The organism is Flexivirga sp. B27 (genome assembly GCF_052905685.1).
Genome location: NZ_JBPYUM010000001.1, coordinates 354,839 through 379,539 on the forward strand (window position 1 = coordinate 354,839; position 24,701 = coordinate 379,539).

Annotated in this window: 25 protein-coding genes; 7 read left to right on the forward strand and 18 right to left on the reverse strand. The window is 67.0% G+C overall.

Annotation, left to right across the window (positions count from 1 at the left end):
• Positions 1-1,812: a glycoside hydrolase family 2 protein gene (locus ACSZL9_RS01705; RefSeq protein WP_446663731.1), complete on the reverse strand. Its 1,812-nt coding sequence runs from the start codon at positions 1,810-1,812 to the stop codon at positions 1-3.
• Entirely contained in the window at positions 1,809-2,855 is a 1,047-nt protein-coding gene (locus ACSZL9_RS01710) for a LacI family DNA-binding transcriptional regulator (RefSeq protein WP_446663732.1), read from the reverse strand. The genes ACSZL9_RS01705 and ACSZL9_RS01710 overlap by 4 nt, the downstream gene beginning before the upstream one ends.
• A gap of 283 nt (positions 2,856-3,138) precedes the next feature.
• Between ACSZL9_RS01710 and ACSZL9_RS01715 the strand changes: the two genes are divergently transcribed.
• The 3 genes from ACSZL9_RS01715 to ACSZL9_RS01725 are packed head-to-tail and all read left to right on the forward strand — an operon-like array spanning position 3,139 to position 6,101.
• Entirely contained in the window at positions 3,139-4,296 is a 1,158-nt protein-coding gene (locus ACSZL9_RS01715; RefSeq protein ID WP_446663733.1) for an extracellular solute-binding protein, read from the forward strand.
• 12 nt (positions 4,297-4,308) lie between these two features.
• Positions 4,309-5,259 carry a carbohydrate ABC transporter permease gene (locus ACSZL9_RS01720; RefSeq protein WP_446663734.1) on the forward strand — a complete coding sequence of 317 codons (951 nt, stop codon included), beginning with the start codon at positions 4,309-4,311 and terminating at the stop codon, positions 5,257-5,259.
• A complete protein-coding gene (locus tag ACSZL9_RS01725) occupies positions 5,256-6,101 on the forward strand; it encodes a carbohydrate ABC transporter permease (RefSeq protein ID WP_446663735.1) in 846 nt (281 codons plus the stop codon). Before ACSZL9_RS01720 ends, ACSZL9_RS01725 begins: the two co-directional genes overlap by 4 nt.
• On the opposite strand, the gene ACSZL9_RS01730 is transcribed toward ACSZL9_RS01725, so the two are convergent.
• From ACSZL9_RS01730 to ACSZL9_RS01755, 6 genes are all read right to left on the reverse strand, one after another.
• Positions 6,094-6,945 carry a metal ABC transporter permease gene (locus ACSZL9_RS01730; RefSeq protein ID WP_446663736.1) on the reverse strand — a complete coding sequence of 284 codons (852 nt, stop codon included), beginning with the start codon at positions 6,943-6,945 and terminating at the stop codon, positions 6,094-6,096. The genes ACSZL9_RS01725 and ACSZL9_RS01730 overlap by 8 nt on opposite strands.
• Positions 6,942-7,772: a metal ABC transporter ATP-binding protein gene (locus tag ACSZL9_RS01735; RefSeq protein ID WP_446663737.1), complete on the reverse strand. Its 831-nt coding sequence runs from the start codon at positions 7,770-7,772 to the stop codon at positions 6,942-6,944. Before ACSZL9_RS01735 ends, ACSZL9_RS01730 begins: the two co-directional genes overlap by 4 nt.
• Positions 7,769-8,671: a metal ABC transporter solute-binding protein, Zn/Mn family gene (locus ACSZL9_RS01740; protein WP_446663738.1), complete on the reverse strand. Its 903-nt coding sequence runs from the start codon at positions 8,669-8,671 to the stop codon at positions 7,769-7,771. Before ACSZL9_RS01740 ends, ACSZL9_RS01735 begins: the two co-directional genes overlap by 4 nt.
• A 286-nt stretch (positions 8,672-8,957) precedes the next feature.
• Complete coding sequence (locus ACSZL9_RS01745; RefSeq protein WP_446663739.1) at positions 8,958-9,737, reverse strand: alpha/beta hydrolase; 780 nt, start codon at positions 9,735-9,737, stop codon at positions 8,958-8,960.
• A 203-nt stretch (positions 9,738-9,940) separates the two neighbouring features.
• Positions 9,941-10,318, reverse strand: coding sequence for a carboxymuconolactone decarboxylase family protein (locus tag ACSZL9_RS01750; RefSeq protein WP_446663740.1), 378 nt, complete (start codon positions 10,316-10,318; stop codon positions 9,941-9,943).
• Between the two features lie 30 nt (positions 10,319-10,348).
• A complete protein-coding gene (locus ACSZL9_RS01755; protein WP_446663741.1) occupies positions 10,349-12,529 on the reverse strand; it encodes an MMPL family transporter in 2,181 nt (726 codons plus the stop codon).
• Positions 12,530-12,617: 88 nt separating this feature from the next.
• On the opposite strand from ACSZL9_RS01755, the gene ACSZL9_RS01760 reads away from it, so the two are divergent.
• Together ACSZL9_RS01760 and ACSZL9_RS01765 are read left to right on the forward strand one after the other, a co-directional pair.
• Positions 12,618-13,034 (forward strand): DUF302 domain-containing protein, encoded by a 417-nt coding sequence (locus ACSZL9_RS01760; RefSeq protein WP_446663742.1) that lies wholly within the window; start codon positions 12,618-12,620, stop codon positions 13,032-13,034.
• Positions 13,018-13,278, forward strand: a complete 261-nt coding sequence (locus ACSZL9_RS01765; protein ID WP_446663743.1) for a metal-sensitive transcriptional regulator — start codon at positions 13,018-13,020, stop codon at positions 13,276-13,278. The genes ACSZL9_RS01760 and ACSZL9_RS01765 overlap by 17 nt, the downstream gene beginning before the upstream one ends.
• A gap of 88 nt (positions 13,279-13,366) precedes the next feature.
• On the opposite strand, the gene ACSZL9_RS01770 is transcribed toward ACSZL9_RS01765, so the two are convergent.
• From ACSZL9_RS01770 to ACSZL9_RS01810, 9 genes are all read right to left on the reverse strand, one after another.
• Entirely contained in the window at positions 13,367-14,143 is a 777-nt protein-coding gene (locus tag ACSZL9_RS01770) for an alpha/beta fold hydrolase (protein ID WP_446663744.1), read from the reverse strand.
• On the reverse strand, positions 14,140-15,468 hold the full coding sequence (locus tag ACSZL9_RS01775; RefSeq protein ID WP_446663745.1) for an aminopeptidase C: 1,329 nt from the start codon (positions 15,466-15,468) through the stop codon (positions 14,140-14,142). Before ACSZL9_RS01775 ends, ACSZL9_RS01770 begins: the two co-directional genes overlap by 4 nt.
• A gap of 50 nt (positions 15,469-15,518) precedes the next feature.
• Entirely contained in the window at positions 15,519-16,850 is a 1,332-nt protein-coding gene (locus ACSZL9_RS01780) for an MFS transporter (protein WP_446663746.1), read from the reverse strand.
• Between the two features lie 119 nt (positions 16,851-16,969).
• A complete protein-coding gene (locus tag ACSZL9_RS01785; protein ID WP_446663747.1) occupies positions 16,970-17,947 on the reverse strand; it encodes a quinone oxidoreductase family protein in 978 nt (325 codons plus the stop codon).
• Between the two features lie 28 nt (positions 17,948-17,975).
• A complete protein-coding gene (locus ACSZL9_RS01790; protein ID WP_446663748.1) occupies positions 17,976-18,842 on the reverse strand; it encodes a DUF3626 domain-containing protein in 867 nt (288 codons plus the stop codon).
• Positions 18,835-19,494: an N-acetyltransferase gene (locus ACSZL9_RS01795; RefSeq protein ID WP_446663749.1), complete on the reverse strand. Its 660-nt coding sequence runs from the start codon at positions 19,492-19,494 to the stop codon at positions 18,835-18,837. The genes ACSZL9_RS01790 and ACSZL9_RS01795 overlap by 8 nt, the downstream gene beginning before the upstream one ends.
• Entirely contained in the window at positions 19,491-20,114 is a 624-nt protein-coding gene (locus ACSZL9_RS01800; protein ID WP_446663750.1) for an L-threonylcarbamoyladenylate synthase, read from the reverse strand. Before ACSZL9_RS01800 ends, ACSZL9_RS01795 begins: the two co-directional genes overlap by 4 nt.
• Positions 20,115-20,163: 49 nt before the next feature.
• Positions 20,164-20,700 carry a DUF1697 domain-containing protein gene (locus ACSZL9_RS01805; RefSeq protein WP_446663751.1) on the reverse strand — a complete coding sequence of 179 codons (537 nt, stop codon included), beginning with the start codon at positions 20,698-20,700 and terminating at the stop codon, positions 20,164-20,166.
• Between the two features lie 4 nt (positions 20,701-20,704).
• A complete protein-coding gene (locus tag ACSZL9_RS01810; protein ID WP_446663752.1) occupies positions 20,705-21,136 on the reverse strand; it encodes an OsmC family protein in 432 nt (143 codons plus the stop codon).
• Between the two features lie 29 nt (positions 21,137-21,165).
• Between ACSZL9_RS01810 and ACSZL9_RS01815 the strand changes: the two genes are divergently transcribed.
• On the forward strand, positions 21,166-21,780 hold the full coding sequence (locus ACSZL9_RS01815; protein WP_446663753.1) for a histidine phosphatase family protein: 615 nt from the start codon (positions 21,166-21,168) through the stop codon (positions 21,778-21,780).
• A 47-nt stretch (positions 21,781-21,827) separates the two neighbouring features.
• Here ACSZL9_RS01815 and ACSZL9_RS01820 read toward each other — a convergent pair whose 3' ends face one another.
• Positions 21,828-23,309 (reverse strand): glutamate--cysteine ligase, encoded by a 1,482-nt coding sequence (locus ACSZL9_RS01820; RefSeq protein ID WP_446663754.1) that lies wholly within the window; start codon positions 23,307-23,309, stop codon positions 21,828-21,830.
• Between the two features lie 191 nt (positions 23,310-23,500).
• Here ACSZL9_RS01820 and ACSZL9_RS01825 point away from each other — a divergent pair, with 191 nt between their 5' ends.
• On the forward strand, positions 23,501-24,700 hold the full coding sequence (locus ACSZL9_RS01825; RefSeq protein ID WP_446663755.1) for an exonuclease SbcCD subunit D: 1,200 nt from the start codon (positions 23,501-23,503) through the stop codon (positions 24,698-24,700).
• The last annotated feature ends 1 nt before the right edge of the window (position 24,701 follow it).

Consider the following 24,701-nt stretch of genomic DNA (forward strand, 5'->3'; position numbering starts at 1 on the left):
TCAGCTGGTCCGACGCTCGATCGCCGCGGGTCGCTGCTGCGCCGCACGGATGCGCGAGACGTCGAGCTTCGTCGACCGGTCGAAGGAATAGATGCCGTTCTGCTCCTGGAATACATCGGTCAACTGCGTGTAGCAGTAACCGAACATCAGCGGATCGTCCAGCAGGACGTCGACCAGCCCGGTGAAGCGCTCGTGCAGTTCCTCCTCACTGCGCACCGCTTCCCCGTACCCCCACGAGTCGTCCCCCTGAGCGGCCCGCGGATTCCACCAGATGCCACCGAATTCGCTGCAGAAGTAGGGCTGCCCGCCATACGGCAGCGACCACTCCTCCCCCTCGTTCGCATACGGCCGACCGTCGGCGAGCGGCGCCATCAGGGCAGCGAATTTCGCCGGGTCCTGCTCGTAGAGGTGCGAGTCGTAGATGTCCGCCTCAGCGACGCGGTGCGCGTAGCCCGACGCATCCAGCACCGGGCGGGTCCGGTCGGCCAGTTTCGTCGCGAGGAACATCCCCCGCGTGACGTCGTCGAGCGCGGTGATCCGGTCGTGTCGCAGCTGGTAGGTCTCGTTGAGCGGGCACCAGCCCACGATGCTGGGGTGGCTGTAGTCGCGCTCCACGGCTTCGATCCACTGGGTGATGTATGCCGCGTCCGGTCGCTGGTTGTCCTTCGCCGCCGGGCCGCGCTCCCGACAACCCCAGTCGCCGAACTCCGCCCAGACGAGATAACCCAGCCGGTCCGCGTGGAAGAAGTAGCGCTCCTCGAAGACCTTCTCGTGCAGCCGGGCGCCGTTGAACCCGGCGGCCATGGACAGCTCGATGTCGCGCACCAGGTCGGTGTCCGAGGGCGCCGTCATCAGCCCGTCGGGGTAGTACCCCTGGTCGAGCACGAGCCGCTGGAAGACCGGCTCGCCGTTGAGCAGCACCGCCGGACCGTCGATCGTCACCGATCGCAGTCCGGCATACGACTCGACCGTGTCGACGACGGTGTCGTCGGCCGAGATCAATTGCAGGCGAACGTCATACAGATGTGGGTCTTCGGGTGACCAGAGCCGTCGACGGTCCTCGGGCACACGCAGGTCGAGCATCGTCGTGAAGTCTCCGGCAGCGGATCGCTCGACCCGGTCCAGCAGCGCGCCGTCGTCCAGCAACTCGGCGACGACGCGGAGTCCGGCGGTCGGTCCGCGGGTGCCGAGCTCGAGGTGGAACGCTGACGCGCCGACGTCCGGCGTGATCCGCGGCCGCCGGAACGACGTCTCGGCGACCGGCTCCAACCAGACCGTCTGCCAGATGCCGGTGGTGCGGCCGTAGTGGGCTGCCCACCCCGCGTAGTCCCGGCTCTGCTTGCCCCGCGGCTGTGGGTCGCGGTGGTTGTCGCGACAGCGGATCGTCAACGGCCGAGGCTCGTCGACGAAGTCGTCGGCGGCTCCGAGATCGACGGTGAACGAGGTGAATCCACCGCGGTGGCGGCCCTGCTCGACGTCGTCGACCCACACGGTCGTGTCGTAGTCGGCCGCTCCGACATGCAACAGCAGCCGCTGGCCACGCCACTCTGCCGGCACCTGGATCGGCCGTCGATACCAAACTGCCTCCAAGTAGTCGGTGTTCTCGACTCCGGAGAGTGCGCTCTCCGGAGCGAACGGCACCGTGATCCGGCCGGCGAGGTCGTCGGTCAGCAGTCCCCTTTGCAGGCCGCTGTCCCCCTGGTCGATCTCGAAGTCCCAGGTCCCGTTGAGGTTCAACCAGGCGTCCCGGCGGAACGACGGACGCGGATATTCGGCGCGCGGAATTGCTTCCCGCACAACGTCATCGGTCATTTGGTCGGCCCCTTCGCCAATGGATGATCGGGCACATCGGTGCCCGCTGTGCTGGCTCGTACGGCGATCCCGTGCGGGATCACGATGTGGTCGTGGGACGAGGCGTGTCCGGCGATCTGCGGGATCAGCTGGTCGAGCGCGGCGCCCGCGACCGCCCGTCGATCGACACTCACCGAGGACAGGCTCGGCACTGCGAACTGGGCATCGCTCAGGTCGTCCCAGCCGATCACCGCGATGTCTTCGGGGATCGCTACCCCGGCCGTGTGCAGGGCATGCAGCGCGCCGAGTGCGAGCTCGTCGTTGAAGCAGAAGATGGCGTCCGGCCGATCGGTTGACTTGAGAAGTCCCCGCACTGCACGGGCGCCGTCGGTCCGTCCGTAGCCGTCCGGTGCGACGACCCAGCCCCGGCGGACCCGCAGGCCGGCCTGTCGCATCGCGAGGCGGTAGCCCTTGGTGCGCAGTGCGCCCGTCTCACCACCGAAGCCCCGCTGGTCGCCCACGACGGCAATCTTCTTGCGCCCCAACGAAATCAGGTAGCTCGTCGCATCACGCGCCGCCGCGACGTTGTCGGTGCCGATCCAGGCCAGGTCGAAGCTCGCGCCGTGCTCCCCCAGCGCCACGATGGGCGCTCCCGCGTGTTGGGCGAGGTCGTCCTGCGTCATGCTCAGCGGACTGACGATGGCGCCGTCCCACAGACCGTCGCCCAGACCCTGCCGCAGCGGTGACACCTCGTCGTCGCGCCGGCCGTCCGTCTGGTCCACGACCACCGACAGATCGCGCTGCCGTGCCTCGGTGACCACAGCGTCAGCGAGTTCGGCGAAATAGTGCTCGGCCAGCCGTGGGATGAGCAGCCCCACCACTCCGGTCCGACCGGACCGCAGCCGCCGGGCGACCTTGTTGGGTCGGTAGCCCAGCGCGTCGATCGACGCCTGCACGGTCGCTCGCGTCACGTCGGCAACCTGCGGAAAGTCGTTGACCACATTGGAAACCGTGCGCACGGACACACCGGCATGAGCCGCTACGTCTCTCAAGGTGACTGCCACGGAAGAAAGTTATCAGGATTCCTTGCATCGTTGCATGCAACGATGCAAGGATCCACTTCGCACGAGGAGGTGCACCTGCATGGCGAACACCCCGGTTCCCCGGCCGCCGAGCCGATCGGCACGACCCACCCGTCGCACACTGCTTGGCGCAGGCCTCGGGACTGCCGCGGCAGGACTCCTGTCAGGATGCGGATCTCCGGTCGCCACAGGGCTTTTCGGTGTTGCTCCACCGCCGAGCAAGCTGACCTTCTGGAACCTCTTCACCGGAGGTGACGGGGCGAACATGATCACGATGGAGGAGAAATACTCCAAGCAACACCCGCACTCCGACCTGAGCGCCACGGTCCTGGCGTGGGGCACGCCCTATTACACGAAGCTCGCCCTGGCGACCGCCGGCGGAGCTCCACCCGACGTCGCGATCCTGCATCTGTCCCGCTTGCAGACCTTCGTCGATGCCGGGCTGGTCACCGCGCTCACGGCCGAGGAGATGGCGGCGGCGGGGATGCCCACCGCCAAGTTCACCCCGGCAGCCATCCGGAAGGCCACCGTCGGCGGCAAGGTGCACGCAGTGCCGCTCGACACACACCCGTTCGTGATGTTCTACAACGAGGACGTGTGCCGCAAGGCCGGCCTGCTGGACTCTGACGGCATGCTGAAGCCGATCCACGGACCGGCGGAGCTGACGGCAGCACTGCGCGCTGCGAAGAAGGTCACCGGGCACTACGGCGGGGTCGCAGCGGTCACCAACGACCCGTCGACGAACCTGCGCTTCTTCGCCACGCTCTACTACCAACTCGGCGGGACCTTCTTGGCCGATCACGGCACCCGGATCACCATCGACGACGAACTCGCGGTCAAGGCACTGACCTATCTGCGGAGCCTCACCAGGAGCGGCCTGCTGCCGCAGTCCGTTGATCCGACCGGAGTCACCTCGCTCTTCTCGACCGGGAAGGCAGGTTTCCTCTTCGACGGCGAGTGGCAGATCCCGACCTACGAGGCGACCAAGATCAAGTTCAACGTCGTGCCGGTCCCCCACCTCTACGGTCCGAAGCTCGCGACATACGCCGACAGTCACTCCTTCGTCATACCGGCGGGAAGTGCCGATGACGCCGAACGCCGTTCGCACGCATTGACATTCATCAAGTCGCTGCTCAACAGCAGCCGCACCTGGGCCAAGGGCGGACACATACCGGCGTGGTTGCCGGTCCGGGACTCGGCAGCGTTCGAGCAGATGAAGCCGCAGGCGAATTACGTCGCGGCCGCGGACGCCGCGCAGTACGACCCACCCGGCTGGTACTCCGGGGCGGGCAGCGAATTCGAGAACATCGTGGGTGCCGCGATCGCCGGATCCCAGTCCGGCGCAACGTCGCCCGCCACCGCAGTGCGCAAGATGCGCGCGGGGCTGCAGCCCTACGCGTCCGCGAAGCCGCCGGTGGGATGAGGAGCGGAATACATGGCGACCACGATCATCGACGACGGCGCGTTCACCGAAGCTCGTCCCACAACGGGCAGGCGGCGCGGCGGCGGCTCGGACGAGAACCGCGCGGGGTGGGCGCTCAGTGTGCCCTTCCTGGTGCTCTACGTCCTCTTCCTCATCGGACCGGCGGTCTACGGCCTGGTCATGAGCTTCTTCAATGCCACGTCGGTCAAACCCGGGCTCGGCGAGTCCGTCGGGCTGGACAACTACCGCGACATCTTCACCAGCTCCGACTTCTGGTCCTCGATGGGCCACACGGTCTGGTTCACGGTCCTGACCACCCCGCCGCTGGTGATCCTCGCATTCCTCTTCGCGATCCTCGCCGAGCGTGTTCGGCACGGAAAAGCGTTGGTGCGCTTCATCTTCTTCGCTCCCTTCGTGCTCCCGGTCACGTCGGTGACGATGATCTTCACCTGGCTGTATGCCGGTGACATCGGGCTGATCCCCCACTGGATCGACAAGCTCGGGATGACGCCGCCGAACCTGCTCGGCGAGACCAAGTGGGCATTCATCTCGGTGGCCGCGCTGACCGTGTGGTGGACGCTCGGCTTCAACTTCGTGTTGTTCCTCGCCGGACTGCAGGACATCCCGACCGACGTCTACGAGGCGGCAGCGGTCGACGGGAGCAGCCCGACGCGCACGCTGCGGTCGGTCACGCTGCCGCTGTTGCGGCCCACGATCGTGCTGGTCACCATGCTGCAGATCATCGCCAGCCTGCAGGTCTTCAACCAGATGTATCTGATGACCGGCGGTGGCCCGGGCACGTCGACCAGGCCGGTCATGGAATACATCTACGACATCGGGTTCTCCGACTACCGAGCCGGTTACGCCTCCGCCGCGACGATCGTCTACTTCGTGATCGTGGCCGTGGTCTCGGTCGTGTGGTTCTTCCTGCGTCGTCAGTCCAACAAAGGAGTCGGCGCATGACGACGAACGCACTGGACTACAACGGCCGGTCGCGCGGCTTCAAGATCTTCTCCGTGCTCGTGCTGGGCGTCTTCGCCGTCATCTGGGCGATCCCGCTGCTGTTTGCGGTGGACACCTCGCTGAAGCCGGAGGGTGAGATCGCGGCGCACCCGACGAGCTGGTGGAGCTCCAACTTTTCGCTGGACGCCTACAGCAAGGTCATCGACAACACGCCGATCCTGACCTGGTATCTCAACAGCCTCATCATCGCGGTCCTGACCGTCGTGCTGACGCTGCTGGTGACCTCGATGATCGGCTTCGCGCTCGCCCAGACCCGCTTCTCCGGCCGAGGCGGGCTCATCGCGCTGGTGCTGGCCGGGCTGCTGATCCCCGGCCAGATCCTCGTGCTGCCGCTCTACCAGATCGTGCAGGGGATTCACCTGCTCAACACCTACTGGGCGATGGTGCTTCCGGCGGCCGCCGCACCGGTGGCGGTCTTCATCTTCGAGTCTTTCTTCAGCGGGCTGCCGCGTGAGCTCGTCGATGCCGCACGCATCGACGGTGCGTCGTGGTTCGGCATCTACTGGCGGGTCTGCCTGCCGCTGTGCCGCCCGGCTGTCGCCGCCGTCGCGATCTTCACCTTCGTCACCAGCTGGAACAACTTCCTGTGGCCGCTGCTCGCACTCAGCAACGTCGACCAGATGACGATCCCGGTCGGTATGGCGACCGTGTCCGGCGGTTTCGGCCTGCTCTACGCACAGCTGATGGCCACCGCGGTGCTCGGAGCGCTGCCGCTCTTGGTGGTGTTCCTGCTCTTCCAGCGACAGATCGTGCAGGGCATCGCCGGCACCGGCATCAAGTAGCCGCTGCCACACCCGCAGGTCGGGCATCCCGACGGACCAGGCCCGCCGCGAACGACACCGCATAGATCGCGAAGCTCACGAAGCAGATGAGCACGCTCGCCTTGATGTCGGTGTCACTCAGGGCGAGGCTCAGCAGGAACCCGCCGTCAGCGGCCACCAGCGCGAACACGACCGAAAGCGCAGTGAACGCAATGGGATTCGCGGTCCACCGGCGGGCTGCGGCGGCCGGAGTGATCGCGAGGCTGAGCACCAGCAGGGTGCCAACGACCTGCGCCGCCTCGGTGACGGTCAGCGCCAGCAGGACCAGGAAGACCAGCCCCAGCCGGTGCACCGGCACTCCACGCGCGATCGCCACGGCCGGGTCGACCGACGCGAACAGCAGTGGGCGGAAGATCACCACCATGGTGATCACCACCAGGACCGAGAGCACACCGAGGATCACGATGTCCCGCGTCGAGGCCGACACGAGTGATCCGAAGAGGATATTGGTGGCTGCCGACGAGAAGCCGTCGTAGAAACTCAGCAGGAAGACACCGAGCCCGAGACCGAAGGCGAGCACGACTCCGATCGCCGTATTGCTCTCGCTGCGCCGTCGGCCCAGCAGCGCGAATGCCGTTGCCACCACAAGGGATCCGACAAGCGCGCCACCGACCGCGTCGCCGGCGATCAGCAACCCCGCGACTGCGGTCGGGAAGGAAAGCTCCGCCGTGCCGTGCACCGCGAACGCCATGTCACGCATGACGACGAACGGGGCGACCAGACCGCACGTCAGGGCGATCAGGGTGGCTGCAATGAGGGCGTGTTGGGCGAACGGGTAGTGCAGCATCTCCGTCAGGTTGCTCACGAGACGGCCACCTCGGCAGGCCCGCAGTGATGCGACTGCTCCGGTGTCTCGCCACCGCCGACCACGATGACCCGCCCGCGGACGCGGAGAACGTCGACGGGTGCGCCATACAGGCCGGACAACTGCTCGGTGGTGAGCACTTCGTCGGGTGTGCCGACCGCCCAGTTGCCGCCCACGAGATAGATGATGCGATCGACGTAGGGCAGGATCGGGTTGATCTCGTGCGTGACCATCACGACGGCTGTGCGTGAGGACCGCCGTCGGGCATCGAGCAGCTCGAGGACGCCTTCCTGATGCCGCAGATCCAGTGAGGTGAGCGGCTCGTCGCACAGCAACACCTTGGGGTCGCTCATCAACGCCTGGGCGATGCGCAGCCGCTGCTGCTCGCCGCCGGAGAGTTTGCCCACCGGTGCGTCGGCGTATGACGACGCACCCACTGCCTGGACCATCGCGTCAGTGGCGGCGCGGACCGATGCACTCGCCCAGGGGCGGCCGAAGCGGTGCCCGTCCGCGCCGAGCGCGACCAGGTCACGGCCGCGCAGTCCGAGGTCGCCGTCGAAGATCTTCTGCTGCGGGATGTAGCCGACGTCCGAACTGCCGCGCAGTGGCTTCCTGCCCGCGACCGTCACCGAGCCACCGGACAGCTCCTGCAGCCCGAGCAATGCGCGTAACAGGGTTGTCTTGCCGGCTCCGTTCGGGCCGAGGATCGCGACGAACTCACCCGCCTGGATGTCCAGATCGAGGCCGGACCACAGGGTCCGTCCACCGAGGGTCAGGGTGGCACCCCGGAAGGCGATCACCGTCGCGTCGGTGGCTTCGTCCTTCATGCAGACTTCTCCAGAGCGGCTCGTAGTTGCTTGACCTGCTTCAGCTGCCATGCCTGGTAGCTACTGCTCTTCTTCGGCATGGTCTCGGTGACCGCGACCAGTGGCACACCGGCCGACGTCGCCTGGTGCTTCAGTTGCTCGGTCTGCTTGTCGGTGACCTGGCTGTTGTAGATCAGCGCTCGGACCGCGTGCTTCTGCAGGGCTTTGTCGAAGGCAACAGTATCGCCCGGACTCGGGTCGTCGCCCTCCTCCACCGCTCGAGGGAAGCCGGCCGGTATGCCGAGCTGCAGACCGGCGTCGGCGAGGAGGTAGCCCGCGACCCGCTCGGTGTAGGCGATCTTCGCGCCGTCGTCCTTCGTCCTGATCGACTGCATCACCTTCTCCACCGGCTGCAATGACTTGGTGAACTTCGCGGCGTTCTTGCGGTAGTCGGCGGCGTGGCTCGCGTCGATCGTGCCGAGCTTCTTCGCGATGGTGTCCGCCACCTTCGCCATCTTCGGGACGTCGTACCAAAGGTGCGGGTTGGCGTCGTCGCCACTCACGCCGAGCACCTTCGCAGCGGTGATGACCGTCTGCTTCCGGGAGTCCGCGGACGAGGTCAGCTCGTCCATGAAGCTGTCGTAGCCCAGACCGTTCTCGACGATCAGCTCTGCGTCGTAGACGGTCGCGGCGTTCTTGGCGCTGGACTCATACCCGTGCGGGTCCACGTTGGGGTCGCTGAGCACCGACGTCACCTGGACGTGTGAGCCGCCGACCTGCTTCACGATGTCGCCATAGACGTTGGTGCTCGCCACGACTCCGATCCGACCGTCGGAGTTCCCCGTGCCCTTGGCATCCGAGCCACACCCGGTGAGTGCCACCAGCGGCACAACAGCGGCGACCGCCCAACGCAACTTCATTCGCTTCCCCGAATCCGTATTGATAGTCATTCTCGTTAAGGAGACAGTAGCAGCACGCCTGCGCATCACCGAATCGACCACGCATCGACCACGCCCGTGCGCGATCCCGAGTCGCAGCCCAAGCCCGGCCCCCTTCAGGTCCCCCACATCGGCCAGTGACGGCTTCCTCGCCGAGCGACGGTTGTATGGCGCCGTCAGTCGGCGATCTCGCCGTCACTCGGCGTGTGGGCGGGTGGCCAGGCGGTCGGAAGGACTCGGCCGAGCCAGGAGCAGTTCGACTACTCGACTACGTGTCGCTGAAGCTCGTCAGGGTGCCCCAGCGGTCCGGCGCCTCTGTCGCAGCGAGGATCGCCGCCTGCGAAATGGCCCCGCCCAGGTCGTTGTGCCCACGGCCGGGCAGGACGACCCGATGAGCGATCCGGAGGTTCTCCGCCAGAGCAGCACTCATCCGAGTCGGCACCACCACGTCATCCGCTCCATGGATCAGCAGTGTGGGCACCTCCACCTGCCCCGCCTTGGCGAGACTGTCGAACCGGTCTCCCGCGGTGAACAACCGGGCAGGCACAAAGCGCGCATGATGCCGCACCATGCCAGCAGTGGAGGTGAAGGGCGCCGACAGGACCAGACGACCGCCGTAACCTCGCGTGGCCATCTCAACGGCGACCGCGGTCCCCAGCGAGTGCCCGAGCAGGACGGTCTGTTCTGGTTCGAGCCCGGTCTCCCGGCGCAGGTGCTCGAGTATGGCGACAGCTGCGGCATACAAGCTGGACTCGCTCGGCTGCTGATCGGCTGCGAGTCCATAGCCGGGATACTCCACTGCCACGAATCCGAGTCCGGTCGCCACGACAGCATCCATCAGCGGCCCGGCGTCGCTGAGTTGTTGAGCGTTGCCGTGGAAGTAGACAACGGTGCGCCCCGTGACGGGCGGCGTGTGCAGGGCGAAAGCAGGCTCGGGACCCGGCGTTCGAATGATCTCTGCACCATCCCCGACGTCGACCGGCTCTGCTGAAGGAACGGGATAGACAGTCCGCCTCAAATAGCGGACGACAGCCGCGTGACCGAACACGACAGTGACGCTACCGCTCACCTACCCAGCAGCCGTCGGAAGCCTCTCCGCTCGGGCTGGGTCTTCTCCGGGTGGCCGGGGCACCAGTCCGCCTCCGGGACTCTCGCGCGCACGTTCTCGACGTGAGCACCGCATCCGGTCCAGGTGGTCTTGCCGCAGCGTTTGCAACGGGTCGGTCGGCACATGATGGATCCTCCTCGGTGTCAGGCCGGCTGCTCGCCGGATTCGAGTGCGTCGGCGAACTCGCAGAACGCGTCGTACGCTCGCGCGCCGTGGACGGTGGCGGGTCCGCCGTGCATCAGGAAGGTGACACCGATGGCTTCGGCGGCTTCCTGTCGTGTTGCGCCTGCGCGTGCCGCCGACTGTCCGTGAGAAGCGATGCAGCCATCGCATCCTTCGACCACCCCGATCGCCAGCGCGATCAGCTCCTTGGTTCTCCGGTCCAGCGCACCGTCGGCGAACGCCGCCGCCGACAGTTGCCCGAATCCTCGATAGACATCGGGTATCGCGTGACGCAGCTCGCGATGGAGCGGAGCGAGCTCGTGCAGGGTGGCTTTGCCGTGCGGACTGTGATCGGTCATGGCATGAATCTCCTTCGTGCGGTTGGTTGTTCAGTGCGAGAAGCGGATGGTGGGCAGGATCCGGCGCAGCCAGGTCGGACACGCCCAGGCGGCCCGGCCGGTCAGGCGCAGCAGGACAGGAAGCAGGACCAGGCGCACCAGGAATGCGTCGAGCAGGACCGCGACCCCGAGGATGACGCCCATCTCCTTCGGCGGCAGTGGGCCGGACAGCGAGAAGGTGAAGAAGACCGCGACCATGACGGCTCCCGCGGCGAAGATGACGCGTCCGGACTGCGCGACTGCTCCGACCATGGCGTCATGCGGGCTCTTCGATTTCTCCCAGTGCTCCTTCGCCGAGGCGAGCAGGAAGACCGTGTAGTCCATCGCGACGGCGAAGATCATCGCGAAGAAGAACACCGGAGCCCACGCGTCGAGGAAACCCTGCGGCTCGAAACCGAACAGTCCGCTGAGGTGACCGTCCTGGAAAATCAGGCGTGCGACACCGAAGGCGGCGGCTGTCGACAGCAAACTCACCAGCGTGCCGAGCAGCGCGATCAGCGGGGCCTGGAGGGCGATCAGCAGCAGCACGAAGCCGAGCGCCAGCACGATGCCGATGACCCACGGAGTGGATCGGTCGAGCTGGTTCTTCAGATCGAGGTTCTCCACGGCGGCCCCTCCGACGACTGCTCCCTGAGGGAGGTTTTGGCGCAGCCGGTCGACGGTCTGTTTCAGACCGGGATCGGACGGGTCGGTCTTCGGCATCGCCTGGATCACCCGGTATGGCGTGCCGTCGGTGGACGGCTGGGCAGGAAGGGTTGCCGCGATCCCGTGGTCGGCGGCGACGGCCGCCGCGGCGGTATCGGCTTCCGCCGCGGGAGCGACGACTTGGAGCATGCCGGGTGCGCCCGGCCCGAACGCCGATTGGACACGGTCGTAGCCGACCCGGGCGGGTGCGTCCGCGGGAAGCACCTTGATCGAGGGCATCGCCGTCCGCAGACCGGCGATCGGTGCGGCGAGGGCCACGAGCACGATCAGCGCGGCTGCGCCATACGCCACGGGCCGACGCCACAGTCGCTCGCCCCACTTCTCGAAGGCAGGTGACCGATGCTCGGTGACTCGCGACCACGGCAGCGCCAGTTTGTTGATCCGGGTGTCGAGTTTGCCGAGCACGAGAGGTAGCAGGGTCAGGGTCGCGGCCAGCACGAAGACGACGGCCAGCATGATCCCGCCGGCCATCGACCGGAAGGCCGGTGACGGCACGATCTCCACCGCCGACAAGGCGACCAGCACCGTCAGACCGGACAGCAGCACGGCCTTACCCGCGGTGTCCATGGTTTCGGCGACGGCACGTTCCCGGGTGCTGCCGGGGACTGCGCGAGCGGCCCGGTAACGGACGACGAGGAAGAGTGCGTAGTCGATGCCTAGGGCGAGGGCGAACATCATCGCGAAGTTCATGGCCCAGATGGACACGGGCACCAAGGCATTGATCAGCACCAGCGAACCGGCCGACGCCACGAGACCGGCCAGGGTCAGCAGCAGTGGCAGGCCCGCGGCGACCAGTGCACCGAAGGCGAGGACCAGGATCGCCAGCGTGACCGGCCACGAGAGCATCTCCGACTGCAGCATCGCGTCGAGGTTCGCCGCGTTGAAGTCGGCCCACAGCTGGGACGCCCCGGTCGGCGTGACCTGAACACCGTCGCCGGACAGCGCGGTGAGTTCGGGCTTCAGGTCCACGGCCGCACGAACCATGTCGTTCGTATCGGCGCCGGCGCCGCCGATCACGATGGCCGTGTGCCCGTCCTCGCTGAGCGTCGCGCCGGGCTCCGGAGCGATCACTGTGGCGATCCGGTGATCGCCACGCAGAGCTTGCTCCACCTGACCGGTGATCCGCTGCCCCTGCGGCGAGGTGAGCGGTGCGTCCTCGCTGTGAATCACCACTTGCAACGCGGAGCTGGCGTTCCCGCCGAAGTGCTCCTGCGCGAGTTGTCGGGCGGCCACCGACTCCGAACCACTGGCCTGCCAGCCCGCTCCGGACAAGGACGCCTCGACCCGAGGCGCGAAGACGCCGAGTCCGAGCACGATGAGCATCCACAACACGAGCGTGATTCGTGCGTGGCCGAGCACTGCGAGGCCAAGCCGGCCCAACGGTCCGGGCGGCGACTCGGCGCCGGCGGCGCCGTCGGTGCGGTGTATTGCGTCCGGTGCGTCCGGTGTCGATCGACTGAGCCTCATCGTTTCTCTCCTAACCCCCTGGGGGGATGTGAGATACTATAGATATCCCCCCAGGGGGATATGCAAATCACACGAGGAGAGGATTGAGATGAATGACTTCACGATGCGTGTCTCGGTCGCGCAGCCGTACGACGAGACCGTCACTCGCGTCCGCGAAGTGCTCGCGGACGCCGGGTTCGGCGTGTTGACCGAGATCGACATGGCCGCCACACTTCGCGCCAAGCTCGGCGTCGAGGTCGAGCCGCGCATCATCCTGGGTGCTTGCAATCCGTCGCTCGCCCACCAGGCCCTCGATGCGGATCCGCGAGTCGCGACCCTGCTGCCGTGCAACGTGGTGGTCGCCGCCGACGGAGCCGACAGCGTCGTCGAGGTCTTCGACCCCGCCGTGATGACCGATTTCAGCCCTCGGCTCGCCGGCGTCGCCGGTGAGGCACGGACGCGACTGTCAGGGATGATGAATGCGTTGACCAGCGACCGGAGAGACAGTGATGCAACTAGAGCCTGACGAGATCACCGCGATCATCACCCGCCTCAAGCGGGCCAACGGACACCTTGCGTCCGTGATCCGCATGCTCGAGGACGGAGCCGAGTGCGAGGACGCCCTCACCCAGCTGGCGGCGGTCAGCAAGGCGGTCAGCAGGGGCGGGTACGCCCTCGTCGCAACCGGGCTCGAACGCTGCCTGGCCGAGGGTGGCCGCGACAGCGTGGACACCAAGAAGCTGGAGAAAGTGTTCCTCGCGCTCGCCTGATGCGCCACGCGAAGCGAGCACACGCACAGCGTCCTTCACAGGGTCCTTGGCAGCTGGGCGCGTGGTGTTCGTGGCCCCTCGCCCGGAGCTACGACGCCAGCCAGTCCGCGATCGTCCGGCCGAGTGCGCGGTCGGCAACTGCGCTCATGTGATTGCCCGGGATCTCCGCGAAGCTGCCGTGCGGGACGGCAGCGGCGAGCCGCTCGGCACCCTCCCGATGGTCGGTGTCCTGCGCACCGCAGATCGCCAGTAGGGGTTGCGAAATCGCAGACAGCTCAGCGGGATCCGTGCGCACGCTGGAGCGCCATACGCCGCGCAGGGCGACCGGGTCCGAGCCGGTCTGTCGCATGAAGATGCGCGCCTTGCCCGCTGCCGACCGCTTGTCGACTGACCGGTCGAGGTCGAACGCGGTCTCGTAGACCTCGTCGCGTGTCTTGAGGTTCTCGATGCCGTCCAGACCCATGCCCGCGGTGATCAGCCGCGCCGGAGTTGCGCCGCGCAGCACCATCCGCACGGCGGTGTGTGCGCCCAGCGAGTAGCCGCCCAGGTCGTAGTCGGTCAGCCCCAGGTGCTCGATCAGGGCCGCTCCGTCCATCGCCAACACGTCCGGCGGGTATGCCGCCGCGTCGTGCGGTTGCGCACTGTCACCATGCCCGCGCAGGTCCGGCATGATCACCCGAAAGCCTTTGTCGGCAACGGTCTTCGCGTGTCCGTAGCGGATCCAGTTGGTGAGCGCGTTGGACACGAAACCGTGGATCAGCACCACCGGCCGGCCGGCGCCCAGCTCGCGCCATACGAGCTGGGCACCGTCGAACGAGGCGAACCGGTGCAGCGTCGGCTCAGCCGCGCCAGCCGGCGTGCTCATGCAAGCGAACCCATCGGGTCCCACGCCGGGAGCACGATCGGGTCTGCGTCGACTGCGGCCTGCAACTCGGCGGGCAACTGGTCGCGCCGCGCAGCGATCTCGAAGACGTATTCGCCGAACCAGGAATCGTTCATCGTGTAGAAGCCCTTGTCGGCCTTCTCGTCGCCCCAGGAGTTCTCGACCCGCCACTTGCGAGGGGTGTCGCCGTCCAGGTCCACACCGGTGAGCAGCATCGCGTGCGTCATCAGCGTCTCGTGGAACTCCAGGCGAGCCGCCTTGTCGAGCTCGAACCGCGTGTCATAGACACCCTCGAAGTCATAGAGCCCGGCATCCCAGACACCGGTCTCCCGCTCCATCATCTGACCGACATCGCACCCGAACCAGACCGGCTCACCGGACTTGATCGCTTCGGCGGCAAGGGATTTCAGCGTCTCGGACGGGACGTTGAGGTAACGCACCGGCGCTCCCCCGACGATGCTGCCCAGGTGATCGACGGTGAAGGTGCGACCGCGCGGGCTGCTGGGACGCGGGTCGTCGACGAGGCAGACGTAGTCGTTGACGTCGATCGACAGGTAGCGGTCGCGGAACTCCGCAGGCGTCATCGTGCCGTCGCGGTGGAACTCGCCCTCGTCGTCGGTCCACTGCCACTCGAACTCGGTCGGCGGTGTGCCCAGGTGGATCGCGAGGATCCGGTAGGCGGCGGACATCACCTGCGAGCGGATCTCCTCGATCGCGGCCGCACCGTCGGCGGCGCGTATGTCGCGAGCGGCCTCCCGCAGCAGGCTGCGGAGGTTCTTGTTCATCGCCGAGGTGTTGGACGAGGACTCGGTCTCCGGCATCACCGACTGCGGGACGACTCCGTGCTTGGTGACCAACGCAGCGAACATGTTCCACTGCCCGCCGTCGCCCATGACGTCCTCGAGCACGAACGACAGGGTGCGGTCGTCCGACGGACGATCGGCCAACTCGACCATCGACTGCAGGAAGTAGTTGCAGCGCTCGAGCTTGTCCCAGAAGAGCGGGTAGTTCTGCGACAGCTCGAAGTCCTTGACGCCGAGCTTGTCCATGACGCCGGCGCGCAGCAGGTTGAGGCCGGCGAACATCCAGCACCGGCCGCTCTTCTTCTGGTTGGTGACCGGCCACTTGTCGAGTCGATGGGACATCGACCGGTCGATGCGGGTCATCACCGAGCGGTCGAGAGCGACTTCGGTGATCGGGTTGCCGGTCACCGCGTTCTGGAACAAACGATTGACCGAGCGGGCATCGAACTCCTTGCGGAGAAGTTCGATGTCCTGCTCGGTCAATGGAGTCGAAGAAGTTGCCATGCCTTCAGCTTCTCATGACATGCCCCGGTCAGCAGCCCGACCGTCGGGGATCAACGCACCGGGTCGGCGTGCCGCTCCTCCTCGCGCTCGTAGTCGTCCAAAGCGCCTGCGGCGCCACCGAATTCGTCGCCGACCTCACCCGAGATCTCCTCAGTCGCGTCGGCGCCTTCGACGTGGTGCCCCTCCTCGTCCATGCCCTTGTCCGCCGCGACCAGGGTGCGGTGTGCAGTGCTGAGCATCGCGACGGCCAACAGAGCCGTCACCGCCGCGAGAGCGAACGGGACATGGAGGTTGAAGTGCTCCACCAGCTTGCCCGCGACGAATGGCGCAAGACCGCCACCGATGAACCGGACGAAGCCGTATGCCGCTGACGCGACCGGACGCTCCACCGGGGAGATGACCATCACGGCCTGCGTCGTCAGCGTGTTGTTGATGCCGATGAAGATGCCCGCTGCGATCACCGCGACGATCAGCACGGTGCGCTGCGTCGGCCAGATGGCAATGATCGCCAGGTCGACGGCGAAGAGCGTCAGGGCGACATACAACGTCTGCGCGGTGCCGAAACGTCGCTGCAGGCGGGGCGCACCGAAGACCGCGAACACGGCGACCAGGATCCCCCAGCCGAAGAAGACGAAGCCGAGCTGGATCGCCGAGAGCTTCATCGGGAACGGCGCGTAACCGAGCATCGTGAAGAACGCCCAGTTGTAGAAGAGTGCGGCGATGCCCATCGTCAGCAGCCCGCGGTGGGTCAGTGCCTTCAGCGGAGCAAGCACCGACGTGTGCGTCTTGGGTTTCGGAGTGTCCGGCAGGAAGAACACCGTCGCGATCAGCGCGACCAGCATCAGCACGGAAACGCCGAAGAACGGACCGCGCCACGACATTTCACCCAGCAGGCCACCCAGCAGCGGACCACACGCGATGCCGACACCGAGGGCCGTCTCGTAGAGGATGATCGCGCCGGCGAAGCCACCCGTCGCGGACGACACGATGACCGCCAGGGACGTTGCGATGAACAGCGCGTTGCCGAGGCCCCATCCGGCGCGGAAGCCGACGATGCCGTTGATCGAGCCGGCCGCACCGGCGAGTGCCGCGAAGATCACGATGAGCGCCAGGCCGGCGATCAGGGTCTTCTTCGCACCGATCCGACTGGAGACGGCGTTCGTGACCAGCATCGCTACCGCCGTGACCACGAGGTAGCTGGTGAACAGCAGCGTCACCTGGCTCGGCGTCGCATCCAGCTGCTCGGAGATCGCCGGCAGGATCGGATCAACCAGTCCGATGCCCATGAAGGACACCACACAGGCGAAGGCGACGGCATACACCGCCTTCGGTTGGTTGAACATGGATGGCCGGTGCGTCTCGGCGGCCGCAGGCTGACTCACTCTTCACTCCTTGTGCACATGGATGGGCAGCAGAACCACCGAAAACTATATGCGTCTTCTATATATGCACCAAATCGTGACGGCGAAGTGTTCACCTGACCGTGGCGAGACGGTGAGCGTCAGGGGATCAGCAGCAGCTTGCCGGTCGTCTGACGCCCTTCGAGCGCTTCGTATGCCGAGGCCGCGTCATCGAGCGCGAACTTCGCGCCCACTTGCAGCCTCAGGCTGCCGTTGGCGAGCTGCCCGAGGATGTCGCCGGCTCGCCAGAGGAGCTCCTCCCGGTCCAGCAGGTATGACGCAAGGGTCGGCCGGGTCACGAAGAGCGAGCCGAGCCGGTTGAGCACCTGCAGGTCGAGGGGCTCGACCTGACCGCTGGCACCGCCGAAGAGCACGCCCATCCCACGCGGGCGCAACGACTTCAGCGATGCGTCGAAGGTCGCGCGACCGACTCCGTCATACGCGACATCGACGCCGCGACCGGCGATCCTGCGGACTTCCTCGGCGAGTGCGTCACCGGAGAAGTCCCGGTAGTTGATGGTGTGCGCAGCGCCGAGGTCCGCTGCGATCTGGAGCTTTTCGGCGCTGCCTGCGGTCGCGATGACGGACGCGCCCTTGCCGGTGATCAGCTGAACGAGCAGCTGCCCCACTCCCCCGGCTGCGGCGTGCACGAGGGCAATCTGTCCTTCCTGCACCGGCCAGGTCGAGTTGACCAGGTAGTGCGCCGTCATGCCCTGCAGCATCGCTGCAGCTGCGATGTCGAGATCCAGACCGTCGGGCACTGGAACCACCTGTGCCGCAGCAATATTCGCCACCTCGGCGGCACTTGCCGGCTGCCCTGCCCAAGCGACCTTGTTGCCGACCGCCAGGTCGGTCACGTCGGAGCCGACCGCCTCGACGGTGCCCGCGCCCTCCTCGCCGAGGACGAACGGCGTCGGGATCGGATAGACGCCCTGCCGTTTGTAGACGTCGATGAAGTTGACACCGGCCGCTGCCACTCGGATCTGCACCTCACCGGGCGCGGGCGGCGCCACGTCGGTGTCCTGCACCTGCAGGACGCTGCGGTCGCCGGGCTGAGTCACCACGAGTGCACGAGTCATGGTCCAACTCTAGGTCCGGCGACCCTCATCATCGGGGCGCGGTTGCCCGGCCCTCCGCGGTGCCGAACCGTGCCGTGTAGTGCCAGACCTGCTTGACCGCCTGCCGGTCGTGCTTGCCGGTGCGTGCGACATCCCCGACCAGACGTGGGGTGAGGCGTCCGTCGACGGCGCATTTCGTTGCCAGCTCGACGATCTCGGCACCTCGGAAGTCCGGGTGCCGTTGCACGTCGGACAACTCGGCGACGAAACCTTCGTGCCACTCGACCGGGCAACCCAAACCGTCGGCGGCCTCCTCGACGGCGGTCCCCTTATAGCTCGGGTCCAGCACGAGCGCCTCGACGTCTGTGGCCAGCTCGATGTGTCCGTGGACGTGCGCCTCGACATAGTCGTCCAGCAGGTCTCGACCGTCGGAGTCCGCCAGAACAGCAAGTGAACATGATTGTGCGACACCGAAATCCGTCGGGTTGTCGAAGCTGTCCGGGTAGCAGAACGTGGTGCGCTCCAGCGTGTGTGCAGCCAGCCGGATGTATGACGACCCGAACCGCGGTGACGCACCCGTGCTCCGACGGCGGTGATTCAGCGCGCCGTACTTCGGCCGCAGATCCGGGTCGGCATCGTCATACACCCCGCCGAACAGCGCGCTCTCCCAACGGAATCGGTTACCTCCCGGAAACGCGGTCAGGCCACCGTTGCTGGTGCCGGTGACGAATTGGGACCGGTAGACGCCCTCGCGGGCGAGTCGTTCGATCACCGTCTCTGTCGCGCCAGGCGCGGCCCAGCGGTCCGGATGGAAACTGCAGGTCACCCGAAGTGTCGGATCGAGCGCATTCCCGCTCGAGCGCTGCGCCACGTGAGCGACGGCCGCGCCGACCGGATCGCTCTGCGCCTCAGCCACCGTCAACCTCCGGACGAAACAGCTGGACACCGGCGACAGGACGGAATCCGGCCGCGATCGTCGCGCGCAGACTGGCAACGTTGCCGGGTGCGACCGACACCAGCAGGACGTCGTCCGGCGCAACCAGGTGCCGTGCATCCGCTATCAGCTTCCGGGCGAGCCCTTCGCCCCGAGCCTGCGGGGCGATCTCGACGCTCAGCTCCGGCAGCCCGCCGATGCCGCGTCCGATCACGACCAATGCATCATCACCCGCTGCGGCCCCGTGCACGCGCACGTCGGTGCGCAATGACGCCGCTCGTCGGGCCCGTGGCTCGTCGGCCAGGTCCGGTCGAGGTTGCAGCAGGCGCGGCGTCCCACCGAGGCCCGGAGCTGCCAGGACGAGGTCCAGACTGTCGATCCAGCCGTCCCGGCCGGCCAGTGCGACGACTACGCGCGGATCCGCCGCGCCCCCGAATCCGTCCGGGTCGAGGCGGGCCAAGTCCGCGTCCGACCATTGCTCGGACACACACAGGACGGCGTGTCCGGTGAACGTGATGATGCCGAACAACCCTGGAGTCCAAGGGAGTTGGCGCGACCAGGAGCCGTCGGCACGCGGTGGCGACCCGAACGCCGCCTCCCGCAGCAGCTGTCCGACCGGGTGTGGATCGCTCACGCCTCGAACGGCTCGGGATCACCCGCGCCGATGCGGGTCACCTCGGCATACCCGGCGGAGAAATCGACGACGGTGGTGGGCTCAATGCCGCACTCCCCTGAGTCGACGACGGCGTCGACCTGGTGGTCCAGCGTCTCCTTCACCTGCCAGCCGTCGGTCATCGGCTCCTCCTCATCCGGGAGCAGCAGGGTGCTGGTCATGATCGGCTCGCCGAGCTCGGCGACCAGCGCACGAGCCACGGGGTGCGTGCTGATGCGGACCCCGACGGTCTTCTTCTTGCGCTGCTGCAGGCGGTGCGGCACCTCGGAGGTGGCCGGGAGGATGAACGTGTAGGCGCCCGGTGTCGCCGCCTTGATGGCACGGAACACCCGGTTGTCGATGTGCACCAGCTGTCCCAACTGCGCGAAATCGCGGCACATCAAGGTGAAGTTGTGCTTGTCGTTCAGTTGCCGGATGCGCACAATCCGGTCGCGGCCGTCCCGGTTGCCGAGTGTGCAGCCGAGCGCGAAGCACGAGTCGGTCGGGTAAGCAATCAGACCGCCGTCACGCAGGATCTGCACGGCCTGCGCGATGCTGCGCGGCTGAGGGTCCTCGGGGTGCACGTCGAAGTAGCGAGCCATGCCGCCACCGTACGACGTCGAGGCTCCCGCGACCACGTCCGCCGCTGGATTACGACCACTTGTCCACGAGAGTCCGGACAACCTTCAGGTCACGCGTCGTCGCGACCAGGCCGCCCCGTTCCAGCACCGCATTGGAGACCTTCGCCTCGTGGCTCGATTTGCCCAGCCACCAGTGCAATTCGCTGCCGTTGGGGTGCAGACGCTCCCCCGCGACATCCCACTCCGCCAGCTCTGCTGCGCGCTCCGCCGGCGGGGGATCACGGAAGAAGGTGACATAGCGCCGCAGCGTCGCGCCGTCCAGCGGATCGGCCAGGGCATCGGCGTGGTCGGCCACCGCGCGCAGTTGCTGCGGGCTGCGCACGATGCACGGTATGGCGAAACCGAACTCCCCCTCGAGCAACTTCTCCAGCGATGCCGCGACCTTCGCGGCGCTGCGCATTGTCGAGGTGACGCGCACGTTGCCGCTCTGAATGTGTGTTTCGACTTCGTCGAAACCGTTGTCCGCCAAGACTTCTCGGAGCCGTTGCATCTTGATCCAACGACCTCCGACGTTGACCGCCCGAAGGAACACGATGTGCCGCGGCATGCTGCTAGCCCTCGTGCGAGGTGACTTCGGTCGGCAGCATCACCGTCCGGCTGACGGTGCACAACCGCTCGTGCGACTTGCGGATCGCGTCCGGCAGCACACCGCGTGCGGCGTCCCCTTCGGTGCCTTCGGCGAAGTCGACGTGGAACGTGATGTCGATCGGGCCCATGTGGTTGCCCTGGTCATCGCGCACCTTGTCGCCCTCGGCCGTGACCTCGAACCGTGTCGGCTCACCCCTGCGCGAAGTCAGGATGTCGACATCAATGCCGGTGCAGCCGGCGATCGCGGCCAGCAGCAGCTCGACCGGGGTGAACTGGTCGTCGCCACCGCTGCCGAAATCCATGGTGCCGCCGCGTTGGTTCGTGGCACGGAACTTCCCCGACGAGGTGCGAGTGACTGTGACGGCGCGATGAGCGTCGGATGGCTGAGTCGTCATACACCCACCTTGCCAGTACCGTGAGAGACGTGAGCGCGCACTCCGACCACAGCATCTTCCTGATCCGGCACGGTGCGACCGAGTGGTCGCGCAACGGCCGGCACACCGGCACGACGGACATCCCGCTGCTGCCCGAGGGCGAGGCGGACGCGCGCAGTCTGCGCGACCAGGTCCGCGAGCTGGATGTCGTCGCGTCGTTCTGCAGTCCGATGCAGCGTGCTCGGCGCACCGCCGAGCTGGCCGGGCTGTCCGATCCGCGCATCGACGAGGACCTGCGCGAGTGGGATTACGGTGCCTACGAAGGACTTTCGACGCCGCAGATCCGCGAGCAGCTCGGCGACCCGTCCTGGGAGATCTTCGCCGACGGGGTCGAACCGGGCGACACCCCCGGCGAGACCGTCGAGGATGTCGCCGCGCGCGTCAGTCACGTGGTGCGCCGCGTCGTGCCCATCATGGAAGTGGGCAATGTGGCGCTTGTCGCGCACGGTCACTCCCTGCGGATCTTCGCCGCCATCTTCCTGCGTCAGGAGCCGCGCATGGGCGCGCAGCTCATCCTCAACGCCGGCTCCCTGTCGTCACTCGGCTTCTATCACGGCACCCCGTGCATCCAGCGCTGGAACACCGGAGGCGACCTCGCGGGGTGATCTCGATACGCCGGCTCGTTCCTCGCCGGCTACTCGATAAGCTTGCGTTACGGCAACTCCCAGGTGTGCACCGGCTCACCCGCGTGCATCAGCTCGAGGTATCGGCGCAGCATCTCCTGCAACGCATGTGCGCGATCCTTGCCCTTCTCCTCCAGCCTTCGCACGCAGTCGATCTGCCATGACGCGCCGTTCTGGCCGGTGCGGCAGCGCTCGGCGATGACGCCGAGGTAGCGGTCACGCACCTCGGTGGCCACACCCCATGACCGCAGCCCTTCGTCGGCCATCGGCAGCAGGTGCCGGTGCGCCAACTCGTCGGCCTGCACCTCGCCGAAACCCGGCCAGTAGACCTTCGCCTCGATGCCGCGCCGGGCGCAGTTGGCGAAGTTCTCCTCCGCGGCCGAGAAGCTCATCCGGGTCCAGACCGGACGATCCGAGTCGGCGAGCGTTCGCGCGACGCCGTAGTAGAAGGCGCTGTTCGCCATACCGTCGATGATCGTGGGTCCCGCTGGCAACACACGGTTCTCGACGCGCAGATGCGGCTTGCCGTCGACAATGTCGTAGATCGGTCGGTTCCATCGGTAGACCGTGCCGTTGTGCAGCCGCAGCTCGGCCAGCTGTGGCGCGTCGCCGGCCTCGAAGACGGCGACGGGGTCCTCGTCGGTGGACTCCGGCAGCAGCGACGGGAAGTAGCGGACGTTCTCCTCGAACAGGTCGAAGATCGAGGTGATCCAGCGCTCCCCGAACCACACCCGCGGACGCACGCCCTGATTCTTCAACTCGATGGCACGCGTGTCGGTCGCCTGCTCGAACAACGGGATGCGGCTCTCGTGCCACAGCTCCTTGCCGAAGAAGTATGGCGAGTTCGCACCGATCGCCAGCTGGATGGCCGACAACGCCTGCGCGGCATTCCAGTGGTCGGCGAACCGGTGCGGCTGCACCTGCAGGTGCAATTGCACTGAGGTGCAAGCGGATTCGGGAGCGATGGAGTCGGCATACATCGCCAGCCGCTCACCCGTGCCGCCTTCGATGTCGATGAAGATGTCCTCGCCGCGGGCCGAGAAGATCGCCTCGTTGAGAGCCGCGTAGCGGGCGTTCGCGCTCATCCACTCGGTGCTGAAGTGCTCGGGCATCAGCGTCGGCAGGATCCCGATCATCGCGATCTGGGCACCTGCCGCGTTTGCCTGTGCCTCAGCACGATTCAGGCTCTCGCGCAGGTCCTTCTCCAGTTGCAGCGCGGAGTCACCGGGCAGCGGCCGCGGACTGACGTTGAGCTCGATGTTGTATTGCCCGAGCTCGGTCTGATAGTCCTCGTCAGCGATGCTCGCCAGCACGGCGGTGTTGGTCATGGCCGGCTGCAGGTCGTCACCGACCAGATTGAGCTCGACCTCCATGCCGGTCAGCTGGCGCTCGAAATCGAAGCTGTGCGTGTGCAGCATCCGCTCGAAGACATCCAGGTCCTGGCGCACCTTCTCGCGATAACGCTGCCGTTGCTCGCGCGTGTATGACGTGGCGGCGACATCCTTGCCCATGAGACCAAGCCTCCTCGGGGAACCAGCGTGACGACACAGTCGCACATTCTCGGGTCATCCGGCGGTAAATCGCAGGCACGGCTTCCGGTGGGTTCCTCCAACCGCATCCTCGTGCGTCCCTCGAGCGCGCGATGTGCCACACGCCGGGTGTGGTGCGCGGTGGTGTCGGTGGTGGCTCTTACTGTGCAAGCATGCGCTTGATCCACACCTCCGACTGGCACCTGGGACGCTCCTTCCACGGTGTCTCGCTGTTGGATGCGCAGGCGACATACCTCGACCACCTCGTGGAGGTCGTGCGGTCCGAGCGCGTCGACGCCGTCCTGGTCTCCGGTGACATCTACGACCGCGCGCTCCCCGGCCCGGCCAGTGTGGAGTTGCTCGACGAGGCGCTCGTCCGGCTGCGCGACGCGGGAGCCCAGGTGGTGCTCTCGGCCGGCAACCACGACTCAGCTGTGCGCCTCGGTTTCGGCTCGCGGGTGCTGGAGCAGGGCGGCGTCCACATCCGCACGCAGGCCGAGTCGGTCGGCACCCCGGTGCTGCTGGACGACGTGGCCATCTACCCCCTGCCCTACCTCGAACCCACCCTCGTGGCAGGGACGCTCGACGCGTCGGAAGCCACCCACGCCGGTGTGCTGCGGGCCGCCATGCGGCGGGTGCACACCGACCTGGCCGATCGCGGCCTGCCGGGCATCGTGATGGCGCACGCCTTCGTCGTCGGCTCGGCGACCTGTGAGTCCGAGCGAGACATCACCGTCGGCGGCGTCAGCGCGGTCCCCGCCTCCACCTTCAACGGCATCACGTATGCCGCACTCGGTCACCTGCACCGTGCGCAGCAGGTCGGCGAGGTCGGGCGCTACAGCGGCTCGCCGGTCGCGATGTCCTTCTCCGAGGCCGGTCACCGCAAGAGTTCGGTGCTGCTCGAAGTGGATGGACATACGACGAGCGGGCACGACCAACCCGCGGTGCGCAGCACACTGATCGACGCACCCGTCGGCCGCGAGCTGGTGACCTTGCGTGGCACGCTCGAGGACCTCCTCGCAGACCCCGACCTCGGCCACGCCGAGGACGCCTGGTGCCAGGTCACCCTGACCGATGCCACGCGGCCGCTCGGCGCGATGGACCGCCTGCGACGCCGCTTCCCGCACACCCTGCAACTGCTCTTCGACCAGCCGGCCACGACATTGCGTCCCGGCGGCTACACCCGGCGGGTGGCCGGCAAGGACACCTTCGACCTGTGTTGTGACTTCCTGGAGCACACACGCGGCGGTGCCGCAGCGACCGAGGCGGAGCGCCAGTTGCTGCAGCAGGCCGTGGAGCAGACCCGCGTGGCACGAGCCGGACACGACGGGCCGGAGCGGGTCCACACCGTCGACCGGACGGGTGTGGCATGAG

Excerpts from the sequence above, each read along its gene's own strand:
- ACSZL9_RS01750 (WP_446663740.1), bottom strand. The coding sequence starts at position 10,318 with ATGACCGATCACAGTCCGCACGGCAAAGCCACCCTGCACGAGCTCGCT.
- ACSZL9_RS01805 (WP_446663751.1), bottom strand. The coding sequence starts at position 20,700 with ATGCCGCGGCACATCGTGTTCCTTCGGGCGGTCAACGTCGGAGGTCGT.
- ACSZL9_RS01740 (WP_446663738.1), bottom strand. The coding sequence starts at position 8,671 with ATGAAGTTGCGTTGGGCGGTCGCCGCTGTTGTGCCGCTGGTGGCACTC.
- ACSZL9_RS01725 (WP_446663735.1), top strand. The coding sequence starts at position 5,256 with ATGACGACGAACGCACTGGACTACAACGGCCGGTCGCGCGGCTTCAAG.
- ACSZL9_RS01720 (WP_446663734.1), top strand. The coding sequence starts at position 4,309 with ATGGCGACCACGATCATCGACGACGGCGCGTTCACCGAAGCTCGTCCC.
- ACSZL9_RS01775 (WP_446663745.1), bottom strand. The coding sequence starts at position 15,468 with ATGGCAACTTCTTCGACTCCATTGACCGAGCAGGACATCGAACTTCTC.
- ACSZL9_RS01770 (WP_446663744.1), bottom strand. The coding sequence starts at position 14,143 with ATGAGCACGCCGGCTGGCGCGGCTGAGCCGACGCTGCACCGGTTCGCC.
- ACSZL9_RS01785 (WP_446663747.1), bottom strand. The coding sequence starts at position 17,947 with ATGACTCGTGCACTCGTGGTGACTCAGCCCGGCGACCGCAGCGTCCTG.
- ACSZL9_RS01765 (WP_446663743.1), top strand. The coding sequence starts at position 13,018 with ATGCAACTAGAGCCTGACGAGATCACCGCGATCATCACCCGCCTCAAG.
- ACSZL9_RS01810 (WP_446663752.1), bottom strand. The coding sequence starts at position 21,136 with ATGACGACTCAGCCATCCGACGCTCATCGCGCCGTCACAGTCACTCGC.
- ACSZL9_RS01705 (WP_446663731.1), bottom strand. The coding sequence starts at position 1,812 with ATGACCGATGACGTTGTGCGGGAAGCAATTCCGCGCGCCGAATATCCG.
- ACSZL9_RS01755 (WP_446663741.1), bottom strand. The coding sequence starts at position 12,529 with ATGAGGCTCAGTCGATCGACACCGGACGCACCGGACGCAATACACCGC.
- ACSZL9_RS01715 (WP_446663733.1), top strand. The coding sequence starts at position 3,139 with ATGATCACGATGGAGGAGAAATACTCCAAGCAACACCCGCACTCCGAC.
- ACSZL9_RS01800 (WP_446663750.1), bottom strand. The coding sequence starts at position 20,114 with ATGGCTCGCTACTTCGACGTGCACCCCGAGGACCCTCAGCCGCGCAGC.
- ACSZL9_RS01735 (WP_446663737.1), bottom strand. The coding sequence starts at position 7,772 with ATGAAGGACGAAGCCACCGACGCGACGGTGATCGCCTTCCGGGGTGCC.
- ACSZL9_RS01760 (WP_446663742.1), top strand. The coding sequence starts at position 12,618 with ATGAATGACTTCACGATGCGTGTCTCGGTCGCGCAGCCGTACGACGAG.
- ACSZL9_RS01820 (WP_446663754.1), bottom strand. The coding sequence starts at position 23,309 with ATGGGCAAGGATGTCGCCGCCACGTCATACACGCGCGAGCAACGGCAG.
- ACSZL9_RS01825 (WP_446663755.1), top strand. The coding sequence starts at position 23,501 with ATGCGCTTGATCCACACCTCCGACTGGCACCTGGGACGCTCCTTCCAC.